This window comes from Bacillus sp. PK6-16 (assembly GCF_056530295.1).
Genome location: NZ_CP096512.1, coordinates 313,577 through 339,732, shown reverse-complemented (window position 1 = coordinate 339,732; position 26,156 = coordinate 313,577). Strand labels below are relative to the sequence as shown.

Annotated in this window: 15 protein-coding genes, 1 tRNA gene and 7 pseudogenes; 12 read left to right on the top strand and 11 right to left on the bottom strand. The window is 32.0% G+C overall.

The window, feature by feature from the left end:
• Nucleotides 1-189 precede the first annotated feature (189 nt).
• Nucleotides 190-804 (bottom strand): annotated as a pseudogene (locus M1D66_RS28930) (RNA-guided endonuclease TnpB family protein); the annotation flags it as partial.
• A gap of 881 nt (nt 805-1,685) precedes the next feature.
• On the opposite strand from M1D66_RS28930, the gene M1D66_RS28925 reads away from it, so the two are divergent.
• Nucleotides 1,686-2,210, top strand: a complete 525-nt coding sequence (locus tag M1D66_RS28925) for a hypothetical protein (RefSeq protein ID WP_242555265.1) — start codon at nt 1,686-1,688, stop codon at nt 2,208-2,210.
• Nucleotides 2,211-2,335: 125 nt separating this feature from the next.
• On the opposite strand, the gene M1D66_RS28920 is transcribed toward M1D66_RS28925, so the two are convergent.
• The 3 genes and pseudogenes from M1D66_RS28920 to M1D66_RS28910 all read right to left on the bottom strand — a co-directional run.
• Nucleotides 2,336-3,847, bottom strand: coding sequence for a BglG family transcription antiterminator (locus M1D66_RS28920; RefSeq protein WP_479831988.1), 1,512 nt, complete (start codon nt 3,845-3,847; stop codon nt 2,336-2,338).
• Nucleotides 3,848-4,732: 885 nt separating this feature from the next.
• Nucleotides 4,733-4,951: a MerR family transcriptional regulator gene (locus M1D66_RS28915; RefSeq protein ID WP_479831987.1), complete on the bottom strand. Its 219-nt coding sequence runs from the start codon at nt 4,949-4,951 to the stop codon at nt 4,733-4,735.
• 97 nt (nt 4,952-5,048) lie between these two features.
• Nucleotides 5,049-5,159 (bottom strand): annotated as a pseudogene (locus M1D66_RS28910) (helix-turn-helix domain-containing protein); the annotation flags it as partial.
• A 598-nt stretch (nt 5,160-5,757) separates the two neighbouring features.
• On the opposite strand from M1D66_RS28910, the pseudogene M1D66_RS28905 reads away from it, so the two are divergent.
• Nucleotides 5,758-6,852: pseudogene (locus M1D66_RS28905) on the top strand (transposase).
• Nucleotides 6,853-7,050: 198 nt separating this feature from the next.
• Here the strand turns inward: M1D66_RS28905 and M1D66_RS28900 are convergent.
• Nucleotides 7,051-8,481, bottom strand: a complete 1,431-nt coding sequence (locus M1D66_RS28900; RefSeq protein ID WP_281976289.1) for an AcpB/EbpR/MafR family transcriptional regulator — start codon at nt 8,479-8,481, stop codon at nt 7,051-7,053.
• Nucleotides 8,482-9,391: 910 nt separating this feature from the next.
• Here M1D66_RS28900 and M1D66_RS28895 point away from each other — a divergent pair.
• Nucleotides 9,392-10,225, top strand: a complete 834-nt coding sequence (locus M1D66_RS28895) for a polysaccharide deacetylase family protein (RefSeq protein ID WP_242555260.1) — start codon at nt 9,392-9,394, stop codon at nt 10,223-10,225.
• A 117-nt stretch (nt 10,226-10,342) separates the two neighbouring features.
• Nucleotides 10,343-10,519 (top strand): teichoic acid D-Ala incorporation-associated protein DltX, encoded by a 177-nt coding sequence (locus M1D66_RS28890; RefSeq protein ID WP_425592572.1) that lies wholly within the window; start codon nt 10,343-10,345, stop codon nt 10,517-10,519.
• Nucleotides 10,520-10,979: 460 nt separating this feature from the next.
• On the opposite strand, the gene M1D66_RS28885 is transcribed toward M1D66_RS28890, so the two are convergent.
• Nucleotides 10,980-11,053: transfer RNA gene (locus M1D66_RS28885), tRNA-Ile, on the bottom strand.
• 183 nt (nt 11,054-11,236) lie between these two features.
• On the opposite strand from M1D66_RS28885, the pseudogene M1D66_RS28880 reads away from it, so the two are divergent.
• Nucleotides 11,237-11,545 (top strand): annotated as a pseudogene (locus M1D66_RS28880) (transposase).
• A gap of 160 nt (nt 11,546-11,705) precedes the next feature.
• On the top strand, nt 11,706-12,227 hold the full coding sequence (locus tag M1D66_RS28875) for an IS3 family transposase (RefSeq protein ID WP_242555259.1): 522 nt from the start codon (nt 11,706-11,708) through the stop codon (nt 12,225-12,227).
• 86 nt (nt 12,228-12,313) lie between these two features.
• On the opposite strand, the pseudogene M1D66_RS28870 reads toward M1D66_RS28875, so the two are convergent.
• Nucleotides 12,314-13,615 (bottom strand): annotated as a pseudogene (locus M1D66_RS28870) (IS3 family transposase); the annotation flags it as partial.
• 1,086 nt (nt 13,616-14,701) lie between these two features.
• On the opposite strand from M1D66_RS28870, the gene M1D66_RS28865 reads away from it, so the two are divergent.
• Complete coding sequence (locus M1D66_RS28865; RefSeq protein WP_281976288.1) at nt 14,702-16,063, top strand: alpha-helical endospore appendage domain-containing protein; 1,362 nt, start codon at nt 14,702-14,704, stop codon at nt 16,061-16,063.
• Between the two features lie 600 nt (nt 16,064-16,663).
• Here the strand turns inward: M1D66_RS28865 and M1D66_RS28860 are convergent.
• A complete protein-coding gene (locus tag M1D66_RS28860) occupies nt 16,664-18,346 on the bottom strand; it encodes a CyaA/EF/ExoY family adenylyl cyclase toxin (protein ID WP_242555258.1) in 1,683 nt (560 codons plus the stop codon).
• A gap of 418 nt (nt 18,347-18,764) precedes the next feature.
• Nucleotides 18,765-19,559: a hypothetical protein gene (locus tag M1D66_RS28855; protein ID WP_242555257.1), complete on the bottom strand. Its 795-nt coding sequence runs from the start codon at nt 19,557-19,559 to the stop codon at nt 18,765-18,767.
• Nucleotides 19,560-19,964: 405 nt separating this feature from the next.
• Between M1D66_RS28855 and M1D66_RS28850 the strand changes: the two are divergent.
• Nucleotides 19,965-20,606 (top strand): annotated as a pseudogene (locus M1D66_RS28850) (helix-turn-helix domain-containing protein).
• Between the two features lie 98 nt (nt 20,607-20,704).
• Here M1D66_RS28850 and M1D66_RS28845 read toward each other — a convergent pair.
• Nucleotides 20,705-21,148 (bottom strand): annotated as a pseudogene (locus M1D66_RS28845) (CotG/ExsB N-terminal domain-containing protein); the annotation flags it as partial.
• Between the two features lie 826 nt (nt 21,149-21,974).
• Between M1D66_RS28845 and M1D66_RS28840 the strand changes: the two are divergent.
• Nucleotides 21,975-22,295: an alpha-helical endospore appendage domain-containing protein gene (locus M1D66_RS28840; RefSeq protein WP_437263820.1), complete on the top strand. Its 321-nt coding sequence runs from the start codon at nt 21,975-21,977 to the stop codon at nt 22,293-22,295.
• 381 nt (nt 22,296-22,676) lie between these two features.
• Here M1D66_RS28840 and M1D66_RS28835 read toward each other — a convergent pair whose 3' ends face one another.
• Nucleotides 22,677-22,943, bottom strand: coding sequence for a hypothetical protein (locus M1D66_RS28835; protein ID WP_479831986.1), 267 nt, complete (start codon nt 22,941-22,943; stop codon nt 22,677-22,679).
• An 83-nt stretch (nt 22,944-23,026) separates the two neighbouring features.
• Between M1D66_RS28835 and M1D66_RS28830 the strand changes: the two genes are divergently transcribed.
• From M1D66_RS28830 to M1D66_RS28820, 3 genes are all read left to right on the top strand, one after another.
• Nucleotides 23,027-23,155 carry a hypothetical protein gene (locus M1D66_RS28830; protein ID WP_281976287.1) on the top strand — a complete coding sequence of 43 codons (129 nt, stop codon included), beginning with the start codon at nt 23,027-23,029 and terminating at the stop codon, nt 23,153-23,155.
• 354 nt (nt 23,156-23,509) lie between these two features.
• Nucleotides 23,510-24,559, top strand: coding sequence for a glycosyltransferase (locus tag M1D66_RS28825; protein ID WP_242555276.1), 1,050 nt, complete (start codon nt 23,510-23,512; stop codon nt 24,557-24,559).
• Between the two features lie 481 nt (nt 24,560-25,040).
• Nucleotides 25,041-26,153 (top strand): glycosyltransferase, encoded by a 1,113-nt coding sequence (locus tag M1D66_RS28820; RefSeq protein WP_242555255.1) that lies wholly within the window; start codon nt 25,041-25,043, stop codon nt 26,151-26,153.
• Nucleotides 26,154-26,156 lie beyond the last annotated feature (3 nt).

Sequence of the window (26,156 nt, the reverse complement as noted above, 5' to 3'; positions counted from 1 at the left end):
GTTTTAAGTAGATGAAGAAATATGTTTTTAAAAGAAAGAAAAAGAAGGAACAGAATAAGAAAATGAAGCAATATTATGTAAAAAAATAACCATTGCATAACAAACGATATGTTGTTTCATCATACACTACATCCAATACAATTAATTCTAATTTGGGTTATGGAAACTATGATGGTGGTATTTATTTGTTTATTTATTTATCTTCTTGTTCAACACATTTATCGTTGGATTTAGAAAGTTCATATAATAGTTTGTCAAGTTGTGAGTAAGTAGCCGAAGGGTTACTTTTTTTATTTGGGAGGAGGGTGAAGTATGAGTGTAGAGATGAGAAGGACAGTTTCATTTACGTAGGTTTAGATTTTTAACGCTTTTGTTCTGATATTCACAACAAGAACATAATTGGCTGGAAACAAATGTTTTCGATACGACAATGATTTGTTTTCCGTATCATTTTGCTTTGTATGCTAACATGAATCGAAATTGTGACCAAGATACTTCACTAATTGCTCTTGCTAGCTTAGGATTCTTTAACATATTTGATATTTGCAAATCCTCAATACCGATAACATTGTGGTTTTTGATGATTTCAGTTGAGATTTTGTCTAGGTAATCTTTTCTAGTATTTTCCATGTATTCATAAATTCTAGCTACCTTTACTCGCTGTTTATTCCAGCGAGAAGATCCTTTCATTCTTCTAGAAAGAACACGCTGTGCTTTTGCTAACTTATCTTCTAATGATCGGAAAAACTTCGGATTTTTATAGGGAGTTCCATCAGACAAAATAGTGAAATCTTTTAGCCAAACAAGCTCTTTCTTCTTGGCTAACATGAATAAATTACCCGAAAATGCATTAATCTTTAATTTTTTTATATTAAAATTAAATAAATTTCAATGTTATTATTGTCTTTTTTTGAGACATTATTTTAATTTTATTATGGGTAGGAAATCAATAGAATATAAAGTGTGCACCTTAGAATTTATTAATAAATTTAGAGGATATAGAATGTGTTAAATGAGGAATAATCAATAATTTTAATTTAGAAACAATATTATTTCAAATGGGTTATTGGGACTATTTTGTAACGCGAGAGGTACCCCCTAATTAAAGAGCGAAAAGTCCCAACTAGGGTAATTTTTTCTTTTCTTGTATCCTTAAAGAAGGAAAATGAAATTATTGAAATTAATTCTTAAACCTATTTGGGTTACATTTATTAGCATGACTATTACTCTGGGTGCATTACTTTTAAGACAAACTTCGTATGCGTTAAGGAGTTTGTCTTAGTATAGGGATAAAAATTTATCCCTTCTAACTATAGAGTGTTGGGAGTTTTTTGAGGAATAGTTTATTAAAAGATAGAATTTGTATTTGATAGTATAAAAATAAAAACTTTTGTGAAATAAAAAATCCTAAGGTTAATCATAATTGATGGTTAGAAAATTAAGAATTACTAATCGGCTGTTGTTATATAGCCAAAGTAGTGGTAGTTTGAGATACAATCGCTACATTTATATATAATGATTAAAAGGGTGAAATTGATATTTGACTAGGTTCAGGTGGAAATAAAAGTAGACCTTATGTATGAACAATTCAGACACTACAAAAAAGCGTATTATCAAAGAAAAAAATTGTAGTTTTCATCTTAGTCATTATTTATGTAAATACTAAATTTAAGAGAGGGAATTTTATGGAAGTTGATCATTCTAATTCACTATTTATGGAAATTAAAAAACAAGAAGAGAGAACAATTCAGGTATTTAATGAATGTAAATATATATTTACCAATATTATTGAAAAAAAAAGTATAATACAAAAACTTTTGAAAGACATGGATCCGTTAATCAAAGATATACTTTCGAAATCTTTGATAGGTTCCGGCTCTATTGAGGAGCATCTTACAACTTCTAAATGGGTAGATTGGGTATTAAATTTAAATTGGAGTGTAGGGCTTTTCAATAGATATGGGCAAGGAGGATTTTTACCGCAAGTAGTTAAAGATTTATCTAAGACTAGAATGGAATTGGAGTCTATAGAATTAGAGACTATTTATATAGAGAAATTGTTACTTTCAATAGTAGAAGAGACACGTCAAGTTAAATTATTGGCCAAATCAAAGCGCTGGACAAACGAGGAATATAGAAATGAAACAATGAATTGCATTAAGATTATAATAGCGGTTAAGGGGAAGATAAACAAGAAAATCGCCCATTAATTTTCTAGGATTTGTTAGGGTTTATTACCTGCATTGTGAAAAGTTAATATATATTTATTGCGTTTATTAAGTTGTAAAAAAAGGTTGTATTTTAGACATTCGAATACAACCTTTTTTGCATAATTTTATATACTTAGTTTACCATTTTCAATAAATCGTGTTATACATCTATAATCGCGTTTAGTAGGTAAATTGAAAATTTTAATAACAGGTATTGATTTTTGAATAGGGAGACTTGTATTCGTAACAACTAGTGCAATATGATTGTCTTTTATAAAACTATGTAAACATGATAAAGGTTGTGTAAAAATCATAATTTCAAATTGAAAAGGAAAATATTTATCCAACCATGATTTTAAATAGAAAAGTATTCCTGAATCAGTAGAAACGTATAATAATAATTTGAGAGGTTTCTGCTCTGTATATCCCCTTACGGATTCTATCAATAGACTGATTATCGCGACTTCTTCTTCGGGGATATTAAAATCATATTCATTAAACAATAATTTATATTCGTCTTTTACTTTTAAAAATGTATTAGGGAAATTGTTTTTTATATAGTAAGTATTTGTTTCATATAAACTATTTTCTAAAGAGGGTGTGAACTTACTTAAAGAATGTATTTTGCTTAAGTAAAATACCCTTTGTATACACTTTGTAATATGATTAAGTAATTCTTCATTTTGAAGTAGGGGAATCTGTAAAGCTTTTTCTAGATTAGATAAGAAACAATTTATATTTTTATTTAAACAAATAAATTGTTTTGATATTTGATTTAATGTAATACTTTTAGATAGATCATGATTTTCACCCCAATATTTTGCACCTATTAAATGGATGGTAAAATATAGTATCTCATCAGTAGAGAACGAAATATTTGTTTCCTTTTCAAGAGGCGATATAATTTTTTCACAAGTTGTATAGTATAATGTATCTCGTAATATACTGTAATCTCTCGAATCAATATAGATAGGGTTATTGGTCTTAATTCTAGACACAGTTATTGCTAATATACAAGATAGCAAATGTTTATCATTTTGGAAAAAAGTAATATCCCATGTTTTTTCAAACAGTTCAATAAAGTAATGGATTCGATTTTTTTCATAATAACTGAAAGGCCAGTTTTGCCCATATATATTTAAATATATATCAACAGTGCATCTTCGAATTAGCCATTCTTCGCCTTTAATCTGTAAGGGGCGCTTGGTTAAATATAAATTATATTGTTGTATAAATGCTTCAATTTTATTTAACGTACATTTAATAGTATAGTAAGAAAAATTAAATTCATTTGACAGTGATGAAAGAGTCACATTTTTATGGTTTAATATGTAACAAAATATTTTAAAAAAACTGGATTGGTTTCTAATATTGTATATAATATCTTCAATTGTAGAATTTGTAGGTTTTTTTAAACGGACCCCGAATCCTTTTTTCATCTGGATTTCCCAGGTGCTTGGTAGGAAATCTTGTAAAATGTTTATATCTTTTCTTAAGGTATTACTAGACCAATTTAAACTATTTTTAATTTCTAATAAATGATACCATCTATCTTCTTGAGATAAAAATTCTAATATTTCTTCTTTTCTTCTAATATGTACATCAACACATTCATTATAAATTTTTAGCGGCATCATTGTCACCTCCTGGATTTTTAGTATGCGAGAAAATATAGTATTTTCTAATTTGTAGAAGTATTATATATAACTTTTGATATAAATAAAAATCACAAAAAATGATTGCTGCAATCACTTTTTGTGATTTTTATTTATAGGGTTTTATCACTTTAGTCAAGCGGGTTTTTTCCTCAAGGAATATGTGAGTAAGTAGGTGAGATATGAATTAATCTGGAGTGTAAGTTTGCAATTTGAAAAATATATCTAAATGGATGGAATTTACAATTAACTAAAACGTAAAGAAAATCATTGAATATGGGGCACGTGCTCCTTATTTTCATTCTAATTTACCTCTCTTTTGATTTTGAAGTCAAAAGAGAGGGTGTACCTCATTTGTAAATTGTTTTTTCACAGATAGGAATATATTCAAGGAGAAGAAGAGTTTGTAATCGATGATATATATTTAAAGAATTTTTCTAATGAAATCTCAGCAATAGAAACCAAATGTAATCCACAGACTATCCCACTAGGTACTTTAACGAACTCATGGCATCATCGAACATCTAAGATAAATTCATACGGAAAACTATGTTGAAGCTGACATTAAAAATCCGTCATTCTCTAGGTTACCTGCATATCAAAATTTTAAAAATGGATATTTCTACAATATGAATAGGTTTCTAAGTATTTGAATGATAGTCATGTGTTTTGGTGTGAATTATAAATGGAACTGCACTTTTGTAGTGTACATCATGATAGGAATATTAGCGCGAGTATTTAATATAGAGAATGAGGTGTTAATAGTCCTAACTGCAAGGACTGCGGAGATAGTTTTTAACAAATTAGAGTTTGATCGAACTCTTTAATTAAAAGCTTCAAGAGTGAGAAATATTGAGCGGAAATCGGCTAAAATAGACTATTATTATATATCTGATTAAGTGAATCTAACCTAGTCATTTTTTCATCCACTTTATAAATTGCTTGTTTTATTTTTTCCTTCTCTACTAATAATTTTGCTTTTTGGTTGTGGAAAATTTCTTTTCTTTCTGGAAGGGTTTTAGGTCCTTGCATATAAAGGTGTACAAGATGCTGTAATGTTGTAATAGACATTTCTACAGATCTCATACATGTAACTAAATCAATCCAAAATAAATCATCCTCGGTAAAACAACGATATCCAATAGGTCAAACCTTTTCATGTCTCTTTGTATGCGTGATCCTATAAGGATAGGAAATGGTCGAATACAAAGCGAGAACAACCAATCGTTTTATTGATTAGAATTGCTTGTGCTTGATTTAGATAGATACGAAACGTATAGGCTTTATGAATCATCACTTCATTCACCTCCATTTCGATAAATGGTAGAGTAACACTTTATGTATTTCGAACAATTAAGGTGGCTTCCTGCCATTCCTTGTTCGAAATCAACTCATTCTCCCACCTACTCATTGGGCTGTGACCTTCACGCTCCTTGAGGAAGGAGTTTTCTTGGCTAAAATGATAAATGGAAATAATCTCATTTTGTCATAATAATGAATAGTAGATATAGGTATATTTAATCTGTCTGTAACGTGTTTAATGGAAATAGTCATTGAATACTTACCTCTAATGTATCTATATTTTTTTTTTATAATTCAGCTAATTTTCTACTTCGTATGTATTGTGAAGAATAATGAAGTTACGACAAATAATCATGTGTATAAACGGATTATTTGTCGTAATTGTAAGATAATCCTATTTTTGGGTGAGTTAGAGAAATCGTTTACTTAAAGTAAGAAATATTATTTTCTATCATTCCTTTCGAGAGGACTCCCACCTCTAAACGTAAGTGAAGGCGGTGAGGTGAATCGAAAGAAATATTTTATTTTCGAGAAAAAACGGAAACGTATGTTCTTTTTGCTGTAATATCCTTAACAAGGAGGTGAATAAAATGACAAAGGAAAATCCATCAAACTATAAAACTCTTCAAATTTGGATTAAAAAAGGGCATCGTATGTATTCTTATTTTTAAGAATGTTGTCATAACGCTAAGAACATGTACAACACCACAAACTTTTATATACGTCAGGTGTACACTGGATTAACACAAGAAAAAGAGTTGCAGCCTTTGCAAAAAGAAGTTCTGGATAATATTCATAAAAATATTGGTAAGATGAATGACACACAACTTCTTGCCTATCAGAAGAAATTGGAAAAAGAGAAATTAATGCCTAAAGAAGAACAGAAAGAGATTAAGTGTAATTTGTTTTCAGAACCTAATTTTGAAAAACCTTATGTAGATTACAACTTTCTAGATGCACTATTTAAGGCTATGATTCAAAATGATTATCGAGCTTTGCCTACGCAATGTAGCCAGTCAATCATGAAAGGTTTGTTCCAAAATTGGAAATCTTTTTTTGCTAGTTTAAAGGACTATAAAAAGAATCCAAACAAATATGATGGAATGCCTAGGATTCCAAAGTATATTCGTTCTTCTGAAAAAGAGATTCTGTATACAAACCAAGATTGCATCATTAAAAACGGTAGATTTTTAAAGTTTCCAAAGACGAAATTGCAATTAAATATTGGGAAACTAGGTTTCACTGAAGGTAAACTGAAACAAGTTCGTGTGATTCCGAAATACAATGAATATGTAGTGGAATTGGTAATTGATGTTCCTTCTGAACAACAAATGATTGAAGAGAATGCTCGTTATATGAGTATTGATTTAGGGATTGATAATCTTGCAACCATCGTAACAAACACAGGTATGAAACCTGTCCTTGTTAAGGGCAAACATGTCAAAAGCATAAATCAATATTACAACAAAATGAAGAGTCATTTTACAAGCATTCTTAGAAATGGAAAACAAATAAAGCGCGGCATATATCGTTCAGCAAATAAAACTTTAATTGATGCAGATGTAAATGCTGCGGCTAACATTTTACGAAAAGTAATCCCAAATGCATGGACAAATGGGATAGAGGGGTTAAGCGTGAAACAGCTCGCTAATGTGTTAACTCCCCTGACGTTAATCGTCCGTTAGGTCAAAACGTTAGAAACCCCCACTTCAAGCTTTGCTAAGTGGGGGAGTGTTCATTACTGTATTGAATGTGTTTCTTTTAATAGCTAAAAATACAGCTTACTTATTTCAATTTACTTTAGAAATAAGTAAGCCGTATTTGTTTAGAAATTTATTTGTGTATAAAAATTATTAAAAAGTATTATTTAGTAATAAAAGATATTATAAAATTTTTTTTATTTCTTCTAAATTACGTTGAGTGGGAACTGAAGAGATTAGGATTACAGGAATATGTTCGCATTCAATAGATGTATCGGTTATTACACAAGAAATTTCTGGGTATTTTATATATGCTTCAGTTAAATTTTCAAGATTTATATCTAAAAAATCAATAGTCTTTTTAAAAGTCAATGAAATAAAGGCTTGTAAATAGAGTTTCCAATACTCACCTTCTTTTGTATACAAAATCACTTGGGGATTTTTTCGTTCAAGATTCATTTCCTTTGTTGCAATATACATTGTTAATAAAATAGTAGTATGTATTGAATTATTTAAAGGAATATGAAGCTTGTCATATGTATTTTTTAACTTAATTAATTCTTTATTTATAGTAAAAAATACAGAAGAATGATTTTTTTTTATGTGAGTTATAAGAGCGGGATGATCATTATAATCGCTAAATATCCAGTTGTTATGTGTGTTAGAAGTAGTAATGGTATTATTTAAAACTTTTATAAACTTAGTATCGTTTAATAATTCTAGTTTGAAACTTTTTTCTAAATCCTGAATAAATTGTTTAACAAAAGGGCATGAAGGTTTTGTAATAGATTGAATAGACTCTATATAATTTTGGTTTGTATAAGCATATTTTGAACGATTAATTATCGAAATTATAATAGTAATATCTACTGTTGATAACTGAATATTATATTTTTGAAAAATCTTTTTTATCAAGCCCTTCAGTTTTATGTAATCATTTGAGTTTTCTATTTTTTTTATCTGCCAATGCTTTAATACTATTGAATACCCTCTGTATTTTCTCTTTAAGTATAAAGAAATGAAGAATGAAATTTCTTTAGTTGCTTCTTTGCAATAATTATTTTGTTTTAATCTTTCTAATTGTTTTAATAATTCTATATAAAGCTTTTGATTAAATTCTTCAAAGGGCCATTCTTCATCATTATACGCATCAAGGTATAGTTTATGGTACATGAGAAGAATATTTATATTATTTCCTGATATTCTTAGAGGGCGCCTTTTTAGAGATAACTTATATTGGTTTAGATACAAATCAACTTCTTTTAAAAGTTTTTTAACCTTTTTGTTTTGAATATACAATTTTTCAGCTAGTATTGAATTAGACCCTACGTTATCATTCATTAATATGTCTAATGTTTTAAAAAGTAGAGTGTGCCGGATATATAGATAATTTATGTTTTCAATAGATGAATTAAAAGGTTTGTACAATCTTACACCTGCATGTTTACTATTTTTTATCTGCCATTTATCCGGTAATTTTTTTTGTAAATATAGTAGATCTCTTTGAACTGTTTTGACCGAACAGTTTAGTTTTCGGGCTAGTTCATTCATTGAGAACCATCGATCTTCAGATACTAAATGGTTTAGAATATTGTATTGACGTTGAATTAGCATAATGGATTGTTTTTATTGGTTTTCCGCTAATTTGCAAAAGTCCAATAAACTTCTTGACCTCCTGTTTAGATTGGTATAAAAAATACAAAGACATTCTAAACCTTGAAGTGCACTTTAAAGCAAGGTTTAATTGATATGGAATGTTTTAAGATTTTGTTAAGGATAAAATTCTTAATTATAGTGTGCAACTATTGTAATTAATCTGAGCCTCTCTCGACAATATTTAAATTGTCTGTAAAATGGACATTTTTACAGTTCTACATTAAATTGAGAGCGGATTTAATAATTATATATGATATATAATTATTAAATTTCTAATTTGAGGTATTTATAAAATCACTGATTAATAAAATGCTATATTCAGTTTTTATATCAATGAGTTATGTATAACTTTAAATTTATTTAATTTAATGATAAGTTTTGTTTTTATATGAGGAAGGAAAGTTGAAAAGATTAATTTCTAATTGTTTTATTGTTAATAAATGGAGTGTATTACCGTATGGATTTGGTGTTGGAATTAGCAAATGTGATATTGTACTTATTCATTTCGATTAAATAGGTATTCTCCTTGAAAAGGTGCTAATCTTAAGAAAATTCAAGGTGAAATGTATGTTATCAATCCCAAAAAATTGTTTATGTTATGGTGTTTTTAGAGTATTTATTATACATAACTCTTAATATGCAAAAAGTGTGTATAAAATTCATCATAAAAAATGATGGGTGAAATCAATTGTACTTATTTTACAGTTTGTTTCCAGAAACATATACTTATCTCGTAATCAACTTAATTAGGTAGGGAAGTGATAGTGGTTGTTGGAATCAAAGTTTATAAAAGACGTATTTTAAATTGAAAACAGTAATGATTACGATTTTCTTAGAAAGATAGGGAATTATTAATCATTGTATAGAATTGAAGGAGGTATTTGGAATGATAAGAAAAAGCGTAATGGTTTTAATTTTATTTTTTATCGGGGTATTTGTATTTTCTTATTTTTCTAGTGCTGGAGCAAGAGCAAAAAATGAGTCTAGTATTAAATCCGATGTAGCGCAATTAAAAAAAGAAAAAGAATCTCAGATAAAAACTAAACAAGAAAAAGGAGAAGGTAAGAAGGAAACGCAAAATAAAAAAGTTATATATTTAACTTTTGATGATGGACCAGGAAAATATACACAAGAAGTTTTAAATATTTTAAAACAAGAGAATGTAAAAGCGACATTTTTTGTAATTGGTTCACATGCAGAACAATTTCCAGATTTAATAAAAAGTGAAAAACAAAATGGCCACTACGTAGGTCTGCATAGTATGACACATGATTACAAAAAATTATACACGCAAGGAAGTTTTTTGGCTGAAATGAAACAAGTTCAACAAATCCTTCAACGTATTATAGATAAGAATCCGATACTTTGTAGACCACCATATGGATCAAAGCCTGGATTAATTCAAGATTTGCGCGATAAATTAGCTGAAGCTGGATTTAAAATTTGGGATTGGACAATTGATTCTTTAGACTGGAAGTATAACAAAATCCCATTAGAACAATCTGTTCCTAAGATAGTTGAAAATGTTGTATCACAAGCAAATAAAGACCAAGAAATTGTATTAATGCATGACATACATCTCCAATCGGTTAAAGCTTTACAGGAAATCATTAAGCAGCTAAAGAATAAGGGATATATATTCAAAGCGTATAGTGAAAAAGAACATCTGATATTAAATTTTTGGCATGACAATCGATTGTAAAGGTATGGAGCTATTTGTGTAATAATTTGGTATGAATTCACACTCCATTTTCCGTCTAGAAGTAAAATTATAAAAGAAATATGGTATCGTTCTCTTGCGTAAGGAGTCGTAAAACTAATCTATTACCTTCCAGTTTTATTTGTATTAATTTGGTTGTATGGTTTTCATGAGACAAATACAATCCTATTTAGTTACAATGAATTCTATGGTCGGAACGTTATGAAGTTATTGGGGGGGAATTGGAAGGTGGCTGCAGAAATCCTTATTAAATCGCCTTTCTTTGGCGAGATGTGAAAATTATGTACAAACAATTAAAAGAAGATTTTGATGCGTTATCACATTGGATTTCTTTTTAGTATCCAGGTGATCGCTCGTCGATTATGGTGTATGGTTTTATGCAACCTGAAATGATTATTAACTTTTTAGGTTGAGCAAGAACTGGGCATGCTTACATTCCTGTAGCTTTATCTATCCAGCTGATTATATATAAATTTATTGTTTTGAAAGTATATCATTGTGTTTTATAAAAAGAAAAGATGTCCTGAAGAGAACACCTTAATAGTGGATTTGAATTTGAAGAAATAACAATTAGTAAACGGCTAATTTTATATTATGAAATTTGTTAATAAAAGGAGCCAGTCTAATAAAAAGAATCCTTTACAATATCCAACGGATTCCTTTCCTAGAAGCTTAGAGCGACTAAGATATTTTGTGATGATGATTTGATTATAACATCTGACGTTAAAAACTAAAATGGACCTTGTAGGATTTGAACCTACGACCGGACGGTTATGAGCCGCCTGCTCTGACCAACTGAGCTAAAGGTCCCCTGAATGTATATAAGTATATCAGCGCATATAAAAAAAGACACATAATCTGTACCCTTTGTAAAGGACATTTGAAAAAAGTTAGGCAACATTAAGAAGATGATTTCTGTATCCTGATATGATCCCCTTATAGTAGACAGTTGAAAGAAAGTTACTTTACTGTTTATTATGGAGGGGATTTTTTATGGGGAAAATTAGAAGAACTTTTTCAATTGATTTTAAAATGAAAGCCATTGAATTATACTTACATAGAGGAATTGGAAGCAAGTTAATTGGAAAGGAATTAGGAGTTACATATTCAGTTATAGATAGATGGATTAAAAAATATAAAAATGAGGGTATTCTGGGCCTACAAGAAAAACGTGGTGGATTCAAATAAACAAATAAAATAAGTCAAGATGCTAGAATACAACGATTAGAGGCGGAAAACGCATACTTAAAAAAGCTATTAGCTACGAAAAGGGGGATGAGGTCAAAAAAAGTAAATCAGTAGAATATGAGGTCATTCATACCTTAAAACAGAATTTTTCAATTGTATTGCTTTGTGAAATTGCAGGTGTTTCAAGAAGTGGATATTATAAGTGGGAAAAAAGAATCAACGATTCCACTGAAAAGATGAAAGAGAACCAATTTATCATGTCTAAAATAGGAGAATGGGGCTACAAGCTAAGATTCGAAAGAAAAAGTGGAGACATTTTGGTTTAAAAGAACAATGCGTCGTGTCGGAAAATCTGTTAAACAGAGAGTTTTCAACTACAAGACCAAATGAAAAATGGGTTACAGATATAACCTATCTTCCCTTTAATACTAAGCGCATATATCTTTCAGTGATACTAGACCTTTACAATAACGAAGTTGTGGCCTATCAAATGGGTGAATACAACAATTTAAAATTAGTTACAGATACAGTCAATAAAGCCTTGAGAAAAAGAAAAGTCCACGAAACAGTATTACATAGCGACCGAGGTTATCAGTATACGTCAAAAAAATATAACCAATTACTTAAAAAGAACAAAATAACTGTAAGTATGTCTAGGAAGGGAAATTGTTATGATAATGCATGTATAGAGAGCTTTTTTAGTCATTTTAAGGCTATAGACATACGTTTCATGAAAAGGCAGAAGTTTTTAAGGCTACTAGCTATTACAATAACAAAAGATTTCAAAAAAGATTAAACAACCTTAGTCCTATTGAATTTGGAACTAAGGCTGCTTAATGAAAAGGCATCTAATCTATTACTGTCTACTTGACAGGGGTAAGACCATCCAACAGGAGTCATCTTTTTTAAATTCCATTGATATCTATAATGATTATAATACGTCATATATTTCTTAATCTCTTGTTTCAATTCATTAAAGGACGTGCAAGGTTTTATATGAGCTTCATCTTTCAAATGACCAAAAAACGATTCTTGTGGGGCGTTATCCCAACAATTTCCTCTTCTTGACATGGATTGTCCAAGGTTTAGCTTTTTGACTAGCTTTTGATAGGTAGGGCTTGTGTAGTGGGCTCCTTGATCTGAATGAATATAAGCACCTTCAGTCAATCGAACCCGCGGATTCCTTTTTAGTTTATGGAGAGTTGTCGTTACGAGCTCTAATGTCATCTGTTCAGAAACATGGTAAGCTAAAATTTCATTAGTTGAGCCGTCTAAAATTGTAGATAAATAGGCCCTTTGATTCTTACCGTAAACTAAATAGGTGATATCTGTAAGAAATGTTTTCCCTAGGGTATTTTGTTTAAATTCCCGATTTAATTGATTCGGTACTATTCGATGTTCTTTTGTAGCTTTAAGCATTCTTTTATAAGGATTCGCTTTGCGAACCGAACAAACAATTTCGTATTTCTTTATAATTCTACGGATACGCTTTAAATTGTAGACAACTTGAAACTGACCCGCCAATGTCATTTTTATCTGACGATCCCCTTTCTATTTATAAATAGAAGTGCTTTTAATATAGTTTCCTTCAAGATTTCATCTCGATTACTCTTTTGTTTCCGTTGTTCTTGAGATGAAACTGAAAAGTAATTATAGTATCCCGAACGGGATACACCAGCTACTTTACACAAGTGACTGACCATATTCCTTAAGTTGTATTTCATGATGACAGAGCGAATCAAAATGAATTTCTGATTAGGTGGTAGTGTTAGTTCCTTCTCATCCTCTCTTCCATAAGTTGGATTTTTTTAGCGATTCGTTTTCCGCCTTTAGTAAGTTTCGTTCGGCTTCTAAACAAGCACACTTTTCTTCTAACGTAAGCTCTCTCTCAGGAGCTCTTCCAGCGTTTTCGATACGTGTATCCCTTAAACCCAATACACCATTTTTTCTATAAGCAGCACGCCATCTACTTCCCGATGACATAACTCGTTTCATTCCAATCATATCTATATCAAAACCACATTCTTCAAAAATATTTCGAGGTAGCTTTCCTTTTTTATTTTCCTCAATAAAAATATGCTTACATTCCTCTGTATAGGTGATATCTTTCTGTCTTCCATATTTTACATATAGGTTATTTGATAGAATTTGAATTTCGCTTTCTGTAAATAGATTTTTTGTCATTTTCAAGATTCTCCGATCCCAATTTTTTTATTATACAAGAAGTACCCTATCGAATAGACTTTTTTCGAGTGTCTATTCGATAGGGTACATTTTAATTATTGATGTAAGGTTTTTACTAAGGTGTTGTATGAAAAAGTGGGTAAGGAATTTAAAATTAACCTCACTGTTTCCGTCATAGCAGATGAGATAATTTAAAAAGAGAGCAATCTCAGGTTAGGAGAGAATGCTCAATCGCTTAGTCAAACGCTTTATGGAATTCCGCATTACAAGTATATGGTCAATGAATATGAAATAGAACAAAAGTACTTTCTCCTCTGGGCAATATCAATGTAATTTAGAATGAATGCTTGATGATAAATTGGAAGTGTATGATAAAATTTCTTCAAAGATATTAGGTAACTTCATGATGATGACAGCACATGAGAGGATTTTTTCTATCCAAAAAAGCGAAGAAATCCGTGTGAAGAAGCTATAGCATATGAAATGGGTTCCTAGTATGAGTAATAAAATGAAGATGTAAAGATCATATAGTAAGCTACACCTCCAATATGAAATTGCTTTTAGTATGACCGTATAGAAAAATAATAAGTCAGATAGCGAGGCGTGGGGTATTTTGTAATAAAGAGCACTTTCAGAACGGAATAAAAAAATTTCGGAGTGTGTTTTCCGACAGTAGTATGATTTGCAAGATAAAGTATATGGCCCTTTTTAGAAGAAGTCTAAGCTAAAGTGAATGCTTTAGCCTGTATAAGGTCACTTTTTTGACTTGCAAACATTAAAATATGGAGGGTAATTGTAGGATTACAAGCAAGTAAGAACTTATCAATGGGCTAGTTAATACAACAGTAATTTTGTTAATTCAGTTAATAATAAGAACAGTAGGTGAGTCTAGGAAGTACTTTACAATCCGCTGTTATTATATTTAGAAAAATGAACGAACATCATTTTGTTTCTCATCATACTATGGTAGTGAGATTTATGATATTTAGTTTGTGGTAAGAAAATACATTTTAGGTTTCATAGGATAGGAAGTTATTATGGCTAAGTATTATAAGTTATCTAATAGATGTAAAGGAGAATGAGTTAGTGTCGCAACCTAATTTACCAAATATAACCCCGAATATTACATTAACGCGGGATGATGCATTAAATTTATTATTATCCTCCATCGCATTTGAAGAGCTAGGGTTAGCGCATATTATAAACGCAGAAGGGGAAAAAATACAATTTGCGTTGGGGACTTTACCAGGAGTTACAGGACCAGGAGCATCTTTGCAAGATGTTCTGAATATTAATAATAGTGTTCGAGATACACTTGATATGGCAATGAAAAAAGAATTACTTTTGGATTCGAAATTAAATACTGTTAGTGGATTAATTAGCGCATCGGGGGGAACGGGCATGGGAGCAACAGGCCCGACGGGGGCAACAGGCCCGCAGGGACCTCCAGGAACTGGGGGAACAGGCAGTGGAGTGACCGGTCCTACTGGCCCAACGGGAGCAACAGGGGCTCAAGGGCCAGCGGGTATTCAAGGACCGGTAGGCCCGCAAGGTAATGATGGTCCAATAGGTCCTCAAGGAGTACAAGGTGTTCAAGGTCCTCAAGGTCCTCAAGGAGTTCAGGGGATTCCCGGTCCGACGGGAGCAACAGGTCCTCAAGGCCCTCCGGGAACGGGAGGAACAGGTAGTGGAGCAACAGGAGCAACAGGAGTAACAGGAGCAACAGGAGCAACAGGAGTAACAGGAGCAACAGGAGCAACAGGAGTAACAGGAGCAACAGGAGCAACAGGAGTAACAGGAGCAACAGGAGCAACAGGAGCAACAGGAGTAACAGGAGCAACAGGAGCAACAGGAGTAACAGGAGCAACAGGAGCAACAGGAGCAACAGGAGCAACAGGAGCAACAGGAATAATAGGAGTAACAGGAGCAACAGGAGTAACAGGAGCAACAGGGGTAACAGGAGCAACAGGATTAGCTGCGCTTGCATATGGATATATCTATCACGTGGTGCCGGCAGCTAATAATTATCTTCAGCAGTTTAGTACAGGAGCGCCTATACCTTGGAGTAATAATGCTGTATTAGCTGGGGGGATTACTCATACGGCAGGAACTCCGACTATAACCGTACCAAATACTGGGGTTTATCGGGTTAATTTTACAGTTCAATCAGGGAACACAACGCAACTTGGAGTTAGTTGGGGGATATCAATAAATGGAGCTGCACCAACTCCGCCGAATACTGTATATAGTATTCGGGATACAAAGCCAAGTGGGGACCTTATTATTCCACTGAGTGCGGGCGATGCTCTTGAGGTAGTTAATACTAATACGGCATTAAATGATCCGAATTTTTATATAGAAGGCCCAGGGTATAGTCTTCTCAGTAACCCTGGGTGGATGCCATTTGATATTCCTGCTGCAACTATCACGATAATCCAAATAGCTTAAAGAAGCAACGGAAATATGTAATTTTATAGGTGTTTATTGGACAAATTAAGTTGAACAATATTATAAATGTATCTTTTAAAACGTAATTAGAATAAGATAATCAAAAATAAAATGGCTCCTATAGAATAAAATAATTTATCCTATAGGAGCTTTCTTGTAAGATAAGAAAAATAGCTGGTTTTACAAATTATGCGTTAGAAATATTTAAAGAATGCGAGTTTAATTGGGACATGATTAGAGTGAAATAAGTGAGTATTGATATAGTAGTATGTATATTGCGCTGTAAAAAAATAAATGGGTTAAAATCAATAAAACTGTATCATTCAACCTATACGTATTAACAGAGGATTTACTGTTGTTACTGAGGTGATAGTGTAAAATCGAGTTTATATTTCTGGCGTGAGAAGTGGAATTTTTCCTTGCGATGCGAAATATTATATATGTTTCTAAAGCTATCCACATAGTCATAGATTAGCCATTTAATATAGTTTTTTTTGAAGTGGCAAGACGCATGGGGGGACATTTTTGCTACTTCAAAAAAAACTATTGTGATTTCCGATAATATTCTGTCTGTTCGAATAGTTCCCTATGCTTTAAGAATTATTTGATTAATACATGAAACGTAGCAAAGACTTCATCTATATTAGCATTATTCAGATTCAACTTTTCCTGTAGAGATTCAATTGAAATTTTAATATTTTGTGATTTTCGAATCAATTGAACTTGATTTGTTATTATTTTTTTCAACATTTCAAAATATGTTTGATATTCTTTATTTGGTAAACTCACATTATTGAGCAACTGATTTACTTTTTCTAGAAGTTGTAAACCACGGAATAAAGAAACTTCCTCTTGCTTACGTTCTTGCTTTAAAAATTGAGTCGCTGGATTATAGTATTGCTTAAGTAATACTATAATCTCTTTTGTATAGGCAGTTGTCACTGTTTCACTTAATTCCGTATTATTGGTGGCAGTTCTGATTTTTGATAGTTCCTGTACAAATTCTACAGACGTCGGAATAGACGCTTTCCATTGAATCTGTGCTTTCCTACCAGGTGCGATTGTATTATAAGACCTATTTTGGTAAAATAAATACCCTTCCTGTATAACATTTTTTGCAATAAAGTTTTGGGTATCTTCCCAACTCTTTGTTAAAAATGTTTCTCCATTTGGTGTAATCACGAAAATTTCTTGATCTTGTTCTGGGAATTCTGTATTATCTTGTTCGGTCCCATGATTAATGACAGTTCCACCAGTATAACCACTGTCAATGGCAGCTTGATTTAAAACAGCAATCATATCTCTTTGCCAATCTGTTAATGTTCCTTTTCCATCTTCTTTATTTTCTCTAGTCAGCCCATGTTTAATCATTAATTGGGTTGTAGTTTTCCATTTTTCTACAGGTTTCTCTATTCCTAATAATTGCTCCCATTCGCTTACTGGAATTCTTTTTTTGATTTCTGATAAATTAGGTGCCAGTGCAAATAAGTCATAGTCAGCTGTAAGAGCTTTAGCCCCTCCATTGACCACTTTAGCCATTACTTCTAAAAAGGTCCACTTTTCTAATTCTTTACCTAATGTCGTAGTTTGCTCTTTTTTAGTTTTGTATTGCACTTGACCAGTTTGTTTGTCCATTCTAAATTCATAAGAAAGGTTTTTTACATCGAACATAAGGTATACATGACTGTCTTCTTTTTGCTCTATGCCTTTTGTTAAAAGCTTTTCTTTTTGCAGTTCTTCTATTCGTTCTTGATTTAGAGTTAAAATAATTTTGGTTATGTGATCTTTCCCGTTTAATCCGTTATTTGCGACAAAAGAGTCCTCATTATCCTTATTTCCTTTTTCGACTGCTTTTTTATTTCCATATTTTTTAGATAAGTCTTGGTCAACAGGAATATAACCCGCCATAGGTCCCCAATTGGAGCTTTTTCCATGTACATTTAGCCCTTTCGTTGAGGCACCCTGTTTAATCAAACTTGTAGATAGTGTATTAACCGGTCGAAAGAAAATATATGTATGAGTATTTTTAGCGATGGTTTTAAAATTTTCTACATGACTAGGTACTAAGCCAGCCCTAACTATTGCTTCTGTTCCTTTTTTTACATGGATTTCATCTGTTGTTTGTATGTTTTTCTTAAAGGTAGTTGTTTCTATTGTATTATCGGCAGCGAATGCAGAAATAGTACCTCCAAATGTACTCATCCCTAAAGACATAGCTGCAGCAGTAACAAATACTGCTTTTTTGAACCTACGTTTTGCATGTGTTCGTTCTTTATATTTCATGGTAAATCTCCTTTTCGTTTATTGCTGATGGGGAATGCTACGGCAATAAATCAGAAATGCTCACTTTATTAGGTTTGGGTGTTCCCCATTATATGTAGATGAGTATTTTTAGAGAAGTATAAATTTTTTCTGTTATCGATACCAGTAATTTTCACAATAATACCTGTACTTTTGTCACCTTAAAATTTTGCAGACGGATTTTTATAGTATACTGGTATATAGTGATTATATATCCTACGACTGCCTGGTTATGGGTCGTTTGTTCTAACCAGCTGAGCTAAAGGTTCAATTTTGAAAAAGCACTCTTTTGAGTGCTCAGTCCTCTGTTACTGATAAAGAGTTTGATTTTTTACATTAAGACTTGCTTACATGATAGAAAAACAAATTAGCATCTTCTATAAAATAGTACAGTTATTTTCTAAAGAGTATGGTTCTGATAACGATCTCTGTTTTTACGTATAATTTCCATTTCAGCTGAAGACCACTCAGTAATCCCCGCTTTAGAAGACATTACACTATTTCTTACTGCTTTATGGTCATCCGGTACACTATAAGTATGTGATAATTCATGCTTAATTGTGCTTTCCATACTACAAATTATATTATTACTTGGGACATCTTTAATAGTGATTACTGGAATAGATTCAATCCCTTCTAGTCCTATTGTTTGTGGCAACATTCCTCCGTAAGCACTACCATATTTTTTGTTAGCAGTAAACCCAACGACAAGACTGAAACTACCCGAAAAATTCGAGTTGTCAGTTATATATGTAGTGTAATCATCGGCAAAATTATACATTATATCAGAGCGATTCTCTCCTTTGGAGTCCCATTCATAAAATTGGATGGGAACATATTTAATTTTATAATATTCCTTGAAATCTGCTGTTCCTTTTTCTATTAATTCTTTTGTGCGCTCTTTCCAATCCGAATGAGCATCTCGATACTGTTTATCCGCTGCGATTAAAACAGTAAGTGTTTTTGGGGGTGTATTTTTGAAATGTTCACGTGTTTCATCTTGCTTTTTTGTGCGTTCCTGAGAATCTTCAGGGATTTGTTCTAATGTATTAGCGTTTACTATAGGAATTACCTCATCAGCAAATACAGAAGTAGCTCCTCCTAATGCACTTACTCCTAAAGACATGGTTGCTACGGTTGCAAGAAGTGCTTGTTTGTATTTTCGTTTTGTTTGTGTGCAGTTTTTATACTTCATCAAATCGTCCTTTCTGATTATATTATCTTGCCAATAGTCACATCCCATCTAATTAGAGGAGAGGAGAGGTGATGTGCTCTGATTATAGTTTAGATGATCGGGGCTGTATATAACGAAAAATAATTTTAACTAACGTAATAATTTTACGGACTTAAAAAATAACTGAAATTATGCACATTAAAATTTTTTTTGAAAAAAGTGATATTTATCATTGTAGCCAAGAAGCCTCCTTTCTTAAGGGGCCTCAAGGGTCACATCCCAGTGAGTAGGTGGGAGATGAATTGGCTTTGAACAAGGGATGGCAGGAAGCCATCCCTTGTTCAATATACATAAATTGTAAAAATGTTATATTCCGGATGTGTGTTTGGTGTGTGATAGTCATATACCGAAATGGAAGTGAATCAAATGATGATTCATAAAGCCTATATGTTTCGAATCTATCTAAATCAAGCACAAACAATTTTAAACAACAAAACGATTGGTTGTTCTCGCTGTGTATTCAATCATTTCTTATCCCTATGGGATTACGCATGCAAAGAAACAGGGAAAGGTTTGACATATGGTACATGCTTTGTCAAACAACTCTTTCTGCCATGAAGAAAGAGTTGTTTGGCTAAAAGAAGTGGATTGCATTGCGATTCAGTCGTTTGTTCACAACCTTGCGGATGTTTATACACGCTTTTTCAAATCTAAGAACAACGTACAATCTTATACCACAAAAAAGCCACCATGTTAATGGTATAGAAGATTTGCAGGTATCAAATGTGTTCCAAAATCATAAATTAGCAAAAGCAAGTAGCGAGGTGCTATGAACATAATTTGGAACTGTGTTGGAATATACCGCAAACAAGACATTATCGTATTCAAAGCATTTGCTTCCAGTTAATTATGTTCGTGTTGTGGGCATCGAAACAAAGACATTAAAAACTAAGTTCCTGTAAATGGGACTGCCCTTCTTGTCGTATACACCATGATAGGGATAGTAACGCAAGTCTCAATATAAGAAATGAGGCGATAAGGTTTTTAACCGCAAGGAATCAGAGATAGCTTAATCAATTAGAGTTCAATTGCGTAATTTGGGGGAGACAAATATCCCTGTTGATTTGGTTTGGATGTAAGATCCATATGGTGTTGTATTTTCATTCGTCGCAACAAGGAGGGGAATTAGGGCATCTAGCAGGATGATGATTACAATGAGGAAAAGTTACGGTTTTTTCACAGACACATTTTCTTGTCCAATAACATTTTTTATTAAAACGGGTGCACGTGGTTACGGATATACACTTTTTTAAACGGATGCGTTTCGTAACAAGTATACATCTTTTTTCACGAACACGTTTTTTCACGAATGTCCATTTTTTTACACGTACACGAGTATATCGTGTTATATATGTGAATTTTTTTACATGTGTAAATTTTGTGAAAAACGTACATTTCTTTACACGTGGACATTTAGTTTTCGGACATTTACAGCTTTCTCTTGGAGAGCAGTCCTCATCGTAATCGAACTGACAAGGATCCTGATGTAAAAAATCCTCCATCCCTGAGCTCTTTAGTTCTTCGACGGCCTTTCGAATATCACGTTGCATAGAAATTTCTCCTCTTTTTTTTTGAATTTTATATTGAATAGTATATGAGAGAAAGAAACATTGGTGTGGGATAGGTGTTTATAAAAAAGTAAGTAGTTTAACAGGAAATATTATAAAAAAATAATTAATGAAAAGAGCACAATGGCACAAATTTTTATTTTCCTACACACTTTGAAAATAATATGCATATATTAATCAGGTATGAGACAACCCTCCGTTGTTTTATATTTACTCAAAATTAACTCCTTATCATATTAAGAGCATCTACTGATGTAGGTGCTCTCTTTTTATTATGTAATAAATAATCATTCACTGAATAGATTCTTTTAAGATTATAGGAAGTTTCAAGTTATCCCCAAATATTTAACTGTGCTTGCGAACATGATGCATATTGTTTCCGATGTCTTTTGTCTTTGGGATGGAATGTACGATGCTTTATAACTGTGTTTTTATTTCTACTTCTTTACCTAACCGTGAAGGGTATTTACTGAAGCTTCCCATTCGCGAGCAATTTGAGCCACAGTCTTTTCAGTTTGTAAAATGTATTTAACGATTTGATGTTTAGCCTTCTTAATATAGACATCCCATTTGTTTCTTTTTTTGTTATATTAACCTGTGTCTACTCTATTTTTTAGTCTAAAATCAGAAATTATTACAAATATAGAAGCTTTCATGATAACTGGTGGTATCTACGAAGTGTGGTTATCTTAATTTAGAATTTAGATAGATCAGAAGGGATAGTATTACGAAGTGAAAGAAAAAAGGAATGATGGACTTGCTTTATGTCATAAAGTACTTATATGCAAGATGAATTAAATTGAAGGGAATGATGAATTTGTCTCAACCTAATATACCAAATATAACGCCGAATATTACATTAACACGTGATGATGCTGTTAATTTACTTTTATCTTCCATCGCATTTGAAGAATTAGGGTTGGCGCACATTGTTAATGCTGAAGGGGAGAAAATACAGTTTGCCTTAGGGACGTTGCCAGGTATCACGGGACCTGGAGCTACAATAACTGATATCTTAAAGATTAATAAGGCGGTGAATGCTACGTTAGATACTGTTATGAAAAAAGAGCTACTACTTCAAACAAAATTACAGAGCGTAGTTGATATTATAGGAATAACAGGACCATAATGGGGATATTTAGGGGGAGAAGTGTGGTTTATTTGAATCATCCCTGCGGAGATAATCCTCTTTTTGGGATTGCGTATTAACGTATTCGATGGATTGTAGTTAAGTGAATTTAGAATGAGAATAATTAAATCTGTGATGTGGAATATCAAGTAACATTTTTGAGGATTCAAGAGTTCAATGAACCAGTACTACTTAAAAAATACCAATATGAAGCTAGACAATTAATCGCATGTGAGTTAATGAAATTTCAAAAAAGGGATAATATTATTAGACATTTTCTATTGGCGCTCTTTTCAAATATGTAAATTTGTGTGTTGTGAAGTAATCACTATATTCAGGGATATGACGCCTTACATAGGTGGCGGCTTCATAACAAAGCAATTACGTAAAAATTGATTTCTTGCTCGTGATAAGGGATGCGTTTTCTGCAATAAATTGCCCTAATGAATAATTTTTCCAAGGTAGTCCTGTGTATTTGACTATCTTGGTTTCATCCTGAAATTTTTCAATTTGGTCAATCTTGATGATAATACCCGCTGGGAATACAGGTCCGATATCCAGAAAATTTTCAAATGTCTGAAGAAATGATGACATTAAACTTTGTATTCCTTTTCTAATCTCTTTAACTTGAGCTTGAGAGGTATGCATAATTCGGATGAAGGTGCTAAGTAGAAGGCTAATAGAATCATTTAAATAGAATTTATATAGCTGAAACGTAGGGTAGTCCTGTATTGATCGTAGCAAGCGATGGCACAACAAATACAGTAATAGGCACAATTAAAGTTGGAACCGATCCATGTTGTTTTGCGGTTAATTCAGCTAACAATAAGGTGTATGTAACGAATTTTAATATACCGTAATTGATGGATCTATATCTCCGTTTAGTGCAATTATAGCAACGGTCGATGTTTATGTAGCCGTACAAGGAGTAAGTAGTGCGGTCGTTATTGACAGAATAAATAATATGTTAATTATAACAATACCCTGGCAGGATTGGTACTAAATATAACAACAGTTTTGAACTTTATATTTTCAAGCTAAAGAAAAGCGTGCCGTATCAAAAAATAAACAAAAACTTTAGGTGTTATGCTACACTTAAAGTTTTTTGCATATAATGCAATGGTAAGAGGGGATGTTGAAATAATTTTCTGTATAGATGTATCCAAAATACATTGGGTAGAGGTGAAAAACGTATGATCACAATCAGTTTATGTATGATTGTAAAAAATGAAGAACAAACTATTTCCAGGTGTTTGGATTCTGTTGTAGATATAGTTGATGAAATTGTTATTGTAGATACTGGTTCAACAGATGCCACGAAAAAAATTGTAACAAGATACCAGGCGGAAATTTATGATTTTAAATGGATTGATGACTTTTCAGCAGCACGAAATTTTGCGTTTTCTAAGGCCACTAAAGAATATGTCCTCTGGCTTGATGCAGACGACGTAATTGCAGAGGAAGATAAAAAGAAATTTCTCCAATTAAAGCATACGTTAGATGATAGCATTGATGCGGTTTCTATGAAATATTATTTGAATTTTGATGCAGAAGGGAATCCTACATATCAGCTGAGGAGGTATCGATTAGTCAAGAGAAATAGGGATTTTCAATGGAATGGTTTTGTTCATGAATATTTAGCCGTATATGGAAATTTGATAAACAGTGATATAGGTGTTACACATAAAAAAGAAAAAGGGCATACTGACCGTAATTTAAAAATATATGAAAAACATCTGGCGGATGGGAAAATATTAAATCCTCGGGATGTATATTATTATGCAAATGAATGTAAAGATCATCAATTATATGATGTAGCAATTAAGTGGTATTCAAAATTTTTAGATGAGGGAGAAGGGTGGTTTGAAGATAATATTCAAGCTTGCTTGAAAAGAGCAAAATGTTATTTAGAATTAGGTAAGTGGAAAGAGTCTATTTATTCTTGTTTGTACTCATTTATGTTTGATACACCTAGAGCGGAAATTTGTTGCCATTTAGGATATCTGTTTTTACAACAAGAGGAGTACCAAAAAGCTATTTATTGGTACCTTTCAGCAATTGAAGGACCAAAGCCAAAAGATTCTCCATTCATTTGTGAAGCGTGTTATACATGGTTGCCGCACATTCAATTGTGCATTTGCTATGATTGTATAAAAGAATATGAAAAAGCAATTTATCATAATGAACAGGCTGCACAATTCCTTCCTAATCACCCTAGCATTAAACATAACAGGGAATATTTTGATAATTTGTATAAAAAATAGTTTTTTAATGATAAATTATTTAAAGAATTTTCTTTTTTCAAGTTTATGCACGTTGATGGCCTAACGATAGCTGGGAGGTGTATTTCGGTTTGTTGTAGTTATAAAGTGCTTAACAGTGTTTTTTTATTTCCCCTATGACATAATCAGTCTTATAAATTATAAAGATTGGTATATTAGTGAAGTTAGAAAGCAATATAATTACTGGAAATGTTATATTGTGAAAGGTTCATATCAAATTACTAAAACTGAAAATGGTACGTATCAAACAATATAGAGGAATGTCACAAGTACATCATTTTAGAAAAAGTGGCGCTGATTATGGCAGGGATAGGTTGAATTTTTGCTTACCTTTATAAACTAAATGAACAAGGAAAATAGCTTGTAAGAATAGACTAATGGTTTCCTTCCATAAAAGCACGAAGCAGTTGCGGGTAGCTCATTGTAAGATGATATTATCTTGGGTGGTGAAAGGAGAATGTTTATGTTAACAAGTATAATTATATTAACCCATAATCAATTACAGTACACTAAAGAATGTATCCATAGTATTAGGAAATATACAGTACAGGAAGATTACGAATTAATTGTAGTGGATAATGCGTCAATAGATGGTACTGTAGAATGGCTAGAAATGCAGCCTGATATTAAGCTTGTGAAAAATGAAGAGAATATGGGTTTTCCTAGAGGCTGTAATCAAGGAATTAGAAAAGCAAAGGGTGAGAACATTTTATTATTGAATAACGATGTGGTTGTAACGGAACAATGGCTAACGAACTTGCAGAGGTGTTTGTATGCAAAAGAAAATACTGCGGCTGTAGGGCCTGTAACTAATAATGCCTCTTATTATAGTATTATTCCTACCTCTTACAAGGATATTCAAGAGATGCAAGAATTTGCAAGGCTATATAACCAAAGTGATGGCACTAAATGGGAAGAGCGTATGAAACTAATAGGTTTTTGTATACTTATCAAGAAAACAATTTTAGATGAAATAGGATTATTGGATGAACAATTTACACCAGGAAACTATGAAGATGATGATTTATCGTTACGAATGTTTGAAAAAGGATACAAATTATATTTATGTAGAGATACATTTATTCATCATTACGGAAGTGTTTCGTGGAAAGCAGATGCAATTAATTTCTCGTTAACTTTAGATGAAAATAATGAGAAATTCTATAGAAAATGGGGGTTTACTTCAGAAAGTTTATATATTCATTATGAATTATTAGAATTTGCAGATAAATGTATGGAAGACCAAGTAAACATTCTTCATGTTGGAGCTGGTTGTGGTGCGACATTACTAGAAATGAAAGTACGTTATCCAACAGCTTCAATATTTGGTGTAGAGGGAAATCAAAATGCTGTCGCCATAGCTAATATGATAGCTCCTACTTATTGTATTCAATATGACCAGTTACATGAAATATTTCATGAAAATTTTTTTCATATTATCCTATTATCACAGTCAATTGAGCAGGGACAATTGAAGGCTGTGATACAATCTATTTCGCAGATTTTAGTGCCAAATGGGACTACAATTATGTCTAAAATAAATTTAGATAATTATATGGCTTTACAAAAGCAATGAATA

Bases quoted from the DNA above. Each gene is read 5' to 3' on its own strand.
- M1D66_RS28925 (WP_242555265.1), top strand. From the start codon at position 1,686: ATGGAAGTTGATCATTCTAATTCACTATTTATGGAAATTAAAAAACAA.
- M1D66_RS28920 (WP_479831988.1), bottom strand. From the start codon at position 3,847: ATGATGCCGCTAAAAATTTATAATGAATGTGTTGATGTACATATTAGA.
- M1D66_RS28915 (WP_479831987.1), bottom strand. From the start codon at position 4,951: ATGAGATCTGTAGAAATGTCTATTACAACATTACAGCATCTTGTACAC.
- M1D66_RS28900 (WP_281976289.1), bottom strand. From the start codon at position 8,481: ATGCTAATTCAACGTCAATACAATATTCTAAACCATTTAGTATCTGAA.
- M1D66_RS28875 (WP_242555259.1), top strand. From the start codon at position 11,706: ATGGGGCTACAAGCTAAGATTCGAAAGAAAAAGTGGAGACATTTTGGT.
- M1D66_RS28860 (WP_242555258.1), bottom strand. From the start codon at position 18,346: ATGAAATATAAAGAACGAACACATGCAAAACGTAGGTTCAAAAAAGCA.
- M1D66_RS28855 (WP_242555257.1), bottom strand. From the start codon at position 19,559: ATGAAGTATAAAAACTGCACACAAACAAAACGAAAATACAAACAAGCA.
- M1D66_RS28840 (WP_437263820.1), top strand. From the start codon at position 21,975: ATGATGAATTTGTCTCAACCTAATATACCAAATATAACGCCGAATATT.
- M1D66_RS28835 (WP_479831986.1), bottom strand. From the start codon at position 22,943: ATGCATACCTCTCAAGCTCAAGTTAAAGAGATTAGAAAAGGAATACAA.
- M1D66_RS28825 (WP_242555276.1), top strand. From the start codon at position 23,510: ATGATTGTAAAAAATGAAGAACAAACTATTTCCAGGTGTTTGGATTCT.
- M1D66_RS28820 (WP_242555255.1), top strand. From the start codon at position 25,041: ATGTTAACAAGTATAATTATATTAACCCATAATCAATTACAGTACACT.